Origin of the sequence: Neobacillus drentensis (assembly GCF_036965245.1) — a bacterium.
Lineage (GTDB): Bacteria > Bacillota > Bacilli > Bacillales > Cytobacillaceae > Neobacillus > Neobacillus drentensis_G.
This window is the reverse complement of record NZ_JBALPG010000152.1, coordinates 12033-16500: the sequence shown is the minus strand read 5'-3', so window position 1 is coordinate 16500 and position 4468 is coordinate 12033. Positions and strand designations below refer to the sequence as shown.

Genomic DNA, 4468 nt, shown 5'->3' with positions numbered 1-4468 from the left:
TATATAGCTAGTACAAGCTTTTATAAGTTTAAAAAATTGAAAGCACAAAAATTTCTTATTGCAAGCATTTTAGCAATAATGAGTACAATTGCAAGTGCCATAGCTTTCTTTCTGGAGGGATAATAATTGAAAGATAAATTAGTACTGCAAAATCGTTTGAAAGTAGCAAGAGCTGAGAAAAAAATATCACAGGGAGAATTAGCTGAAATGGTAGGAGTATCTAGGCAAACAATTAGTTCTATTGAAACAGGACAATTTTGTCCAACTGCAAAGTTAGCATTAGTACTTTGTATAGCACTAGATAAAAAATTTGAAGAATTATTTTATTTTTGATTAATTGGTGTACTAGGAGTCACAACAAATCCCTATCAATCTAGTTTTTTCATTATCCATAAAGCAAAAAAAACGTTATCCTATCTGTATAATTATAGGAAAGGATGGCGCTTTTTTTATGTCTGTATCTGATGAATTTAAATTATTTGCTCAAGAAGTTCAAAGCTTCTTATCCCCAAATATCTTACGAAATCTTGCTAGAGATGTTGGTTTTGTACAACGAACCAGTAAGTACCCGAGGGAAAAAAATCCCAACCCTGCTTATGTAGGAATGAATGATAAAGTGCCAACTCGTGTGATTGTTCGTCGACTAGCAGAAGAACAGCAAAAAAACCGATTACAAGATCAAACTGTAAGAGAAAAAAAGAAAGGAATAAAGTATTCTCCCCGTAGTAAACGACTTAGTGGTATCAATGTATATATGACAAACACTCCTACAGATATAGTCCCGATGAGACAAGTACATGATTGGTATTCTTTACGTTGGCAGATCGAAATTTTATTTAAAACATGGAAATCATTCTTTCATATTCATCATTGTAAAAAGATAAAACGAGAACGATTGGAATGCCATTTGTATGGGCAACTGATTGCCATTTTACTCTGTTCCTCTATTTTGTTTCAAATGCTGAAGTTACTTCTCATGAAGAAGAAACAAGAGCTAAGTGAATATAATGCCATATATATGATTAAAGACTATTTTTCTCTTCTGTTTCGAGCCATACAAATAGACACCCAAGATTTATCAAAGATTCTTCTTCGTCTGTTTAACCTCCTACAGCGCAACGGACGAAAATCTCACCGATACGAGAAAAAAACAGTCTTTGATATATTAGGTGTCGTTTATAATTGTACCATTTTTGATAATCAAGCGGCTTAATCAAAAAAACAAAAAAACGTTAGGGTTTATTTCGTATGCCAATTTTTAAATAGTTTACCCTAATTCTCTATAAAAAGGGGGAGAATTCTTTTAAACCTTCCTAGCGCAACCTTAACTTGATAGCGATGGGGTACCGTCAGGCAAATGCGGATTTACAACGATAAGGCCATTTTCAAGACGATTCCCCAAAAATAAAAGTGTAAAATAAAATGTTAATGCTCCATTGCTTTTTGATATTCTCCTTTTAGTTTTTCAATGATTTTTTGGACGGGAAGAATCTCCTTGATTTCATCTACTTTTGCACCAGCAAAAACGAGACCATTTTCGACATCACCTTCTACGGATTTAACCAAAGAATCGAGCGTACAAAAACGATAAGAGCAATTTTTAAGACAATTATGGCATTTCGTAATTTTAAGTTTCTCTGATCCACTGATTAAATCAGTGAAATTATTGGTAATTGCCCTTCCTTGTAAGCCCACAGTCGTTTTAACTAAAATTGTATCTTCCTTACGAGCATCAACATATTTTTGCTTAAAAGAAAGAGGGGCATCACATTCCTCGCTTGCAACAAATCTTGTTCCCATTTGAACACCTGATGCACCCATTCTAAGAGCTTTAGCAATATCATATCCAGTCATAATTCCTCCTGCAGCAATAACTGGGACGGAAACGGCTTCTACAACTTCAGGAAGTATGTCAAAAAGAGGCCTGTCAGTCCCTAAATGTCCTCCTGCTTCAAAACCTTCAACAACAACAGCAGCAGCTCCAAGTCGCTCAGAAATTTTTGCGAGTTTAGCAGAAGAAACAATTGATATGACTGGAATTGCGGCTTGTTTTCCCCAAGCATACATGTCTCTTGAAATTCCAGCACCTGAAATAATGAAATCAACTTTTTCATCAAGTGCAGCTTTCATTTTTTCGGCAAAATCATTCATGGCAAACAATACGTTGACTCCGATGTACCCTGTATCCTTTAAGAGACTTCTAGCTTTTCTAATATGTGTACGCATATCTTCAACTGAAATTCCTGTGCCAGATATAATTCCAACACCACCTGCATTTGCTACAGCTGAGGCTAGATTGCTTAATGAGATTCCGACGCCCATTCCACCTTGGAAGATTGGAACTGTAGGCATCATATGCGAGATTTTCAGTTGTGGAAAGTTCAAATTAAATTCCTCATTTCATATGACTATTTTGTTTATTAATTATAAGATGTCATAATAATTCCTCTTCTAATAGTTACATTTGTCATTGTCACAAAAAATTCAAAAAACCTAAATTATTCTTTCTACACGGCCCCTTTAGGATGGAAGCATATTAATTTACTGGGAGAATACCATTTTAATTCAGAGAAGATGGTCTCATTAGCTTCTTTAAGATCATTAAAACTTTCTAAACGTTGTTAAAAACGGGGAAATGGGCTTAGCGTTGTAAATCCGCATTTTTCTAACGGTACTCCAACAAGGAATTGGTTATTCATGGTAAAATATCATTTGATATGGGAGGGGTATTTATGGACTTATTGTTTATCCTCAATATGTTTAAAAATATTATTTCTACTTTTTTTCAAAAGCAGGTTAGCATTAGTTGTGAAAAAATGATAATGCATAATTGAGTATATACTAATGGCAAAATACTTGATGGTGGAGTAAATATGAAGATATTTAAGACTAAGTACTAAAGAGAGTAGGTTCATTTTATTTTCGAAAAACTGGCCACAAAATGGATATGATTTTCATTTTGTGGCCTCATTTAATTTATTCGAAGATCCATTCTTTTACCAATTGAGGAACATTTTCTCACAACCAAGGAGGCAAACTTGTGATTTTCAGCTCCTATTCTCTAACCCGATTTATCCCATTGCCTCATCATCGTAAGCAAGTGTTGCTGGATTGGTCTTGCCAAACGTTAGATACCATGGTGAACCTAACGGCCCCTTCGCAAAAGCGGAAGGGACGATCACATCGAACGTCTTATCATCGTTATAGCGCCGTACCGAACCTGTATCAGGTCCATTGCCTGTAATTGGAATAAATAATTTTCCGTTTGGTCCAAACAGGATAGCTTGTGCGAAGGCGCGGGGTTGTCCCATACCGACGGCATCAAGATCAATCTTATCAAGAAACTCCCCTGTACCACCTTTAAAGACTAGAATTTTGTCGGTGGCACTGGTGTTGGATGGGACACTTCGGAAACTAGTCACGTAGAGGTTTCCATTGGGATCGAAGACCAAGCCCTCAGGACGTTGGAGGTCGTTTTCGCTGTTACTCTCAACGAACACATCTTGGAACATCCGATTATCTAAGTCGAAGCGAAGCACCGAGCCTTCAAGTCCCGTAGATAAGTTGACTACAGAGACATACAACAAATTGTCTGGACCGATGACCAAGCCACGGGGAAAAAACTCTCCACTGAAACCAGAGTGGTCGAAATTGCCAAGAAATGCCCCAGTTGTGCCATTATATGCCCGTATTTCTCCAGGATTATTGGTTGGCCCTTGGAAGTCCGCGACAATCAGGACATTATCGCTAGAAAGGACCATTCCGCGTGGGGCGAATGGAGCTCCATTTCCTTTGGAAGGAACTAGGTCACTCAGGAACTTACCGGTCTGTCCGTTGAACTTCACTACATTCCCATTCTTTTTCTTGTCGACATTTTGGTTGCAGACAAGAAGATTGCCCTCACGGTCGAAGAGAAGTCCTCGAGGATCTTTCAAGTGGCCATTCACAAAAGTGCCGAGGAAATTCCCAGTTAATGCGTCAAAACGCTTCACGGTATTGTCTCTGTCGTCACCAATGTAGAGGAAGTCCTGTCCTAAACTATTATTTATTTGAGATGTCATTTAATATCACTCCTTTCTCCTAATCAATATATAAATCTAGAAGTAGGAATGATATAGTTCGATTGTGGATTTTGTTGCACAATAAAATTATCGTAATAAAATCAAAAAAGTAAATTCATATAAATTACAATTAGCCTATATAATGCAACAGCCAAACCCAATAAGCTTGCCTTCATTTTAGCTGGATGATTTCTCTTATTAGCATATAGGTAAAACATTATAACGACAAATCCTAACGGGAACCATAATACAAATTGACCGTCATTTTTAGTGGACTGTGAATAAAGTGGCGCAATGTATGTACTAATCAAGAAATATAGAAAAATAGTAAAACGTCTATTGTCTAATTCCTTACTCCATTTCCATAAAAAATAAATGATCGCTATTAAAATAAGAGAAATCATTAA

4 protein-coding genes and 2 pseudogenes are annotated in these 4468 nt (G+C 36.5%); 3 read left to right on the top strand and 3 right to left on the bottom strand.

The annotated features are described in order from the left end of the window. From V7150_RS26720 to V7150_RS23045, 3 genes and pseudogenes are all read left to right on the top strand, one after another. Positions 1-123 (top strand): annotated as a pseudogene (locus tag V7150_RS26720) (DUF6442 family protein); the annotation flags it as partial. Between the two features lie 3 nt (positions 124-126). Next, positions 127-333: a helix-turn-helix transcriptional regulator gene (locus tag V7150_RS23050; protein ID WP_335522863.1), complete on the top strand. Its 207-nt coding sequence runs from the start codon at positions 127-129 to the stop codon at positions 331-333. A gap of 259 nt (positions 334-592) precedes the next feature. After that, positions 593-1213 (top strand): annotated as a pseudogene (locus V7150_RS23045) (transposase); the annotation flags it as partial. 212 nt (positions 1214-1425) lie between these two features. Here V7150_RS23045 and V7150_RS23040 read toward each other — a convergent pair. The 3 genes from V7150_RS23040 to V7150_RS23030 all read right to left on the bottom strand — a co-directional run. Then, positions 1426-2355 carry an NAD(P)H-dependent flavin oxidoreductase gene (locus V7150_RS23040; RefSeq protein WP_335522861.1) on the bottom strand — a complete coding sequence of 310 codons (930 nt, stop codon included), beginning with the start codon at positions 2353-2355 and terminating at the stop codon, positions 1426-1428. Positions 2356-3071: 716 nt separating this feature from the next. After that, on the bottom strand, positions 3072-4061 hold the full coding sequence (locus V7150_RS23035) for a hypothetical protein (protein WP_335522859.1): 990 nt from the start codon (positions 4059-4061) through the stop codon (positions 3072-3074). 101 nt (positions 4062-4162) lie between these two features. Further along, a partial coding sequence (locus V7150_RS23030; RefSeq protein WP_335522857.1) for a hypothetical protein occupies positions 4163-4468 on the bottom strand: 306 nt, incomplete at its 5' end.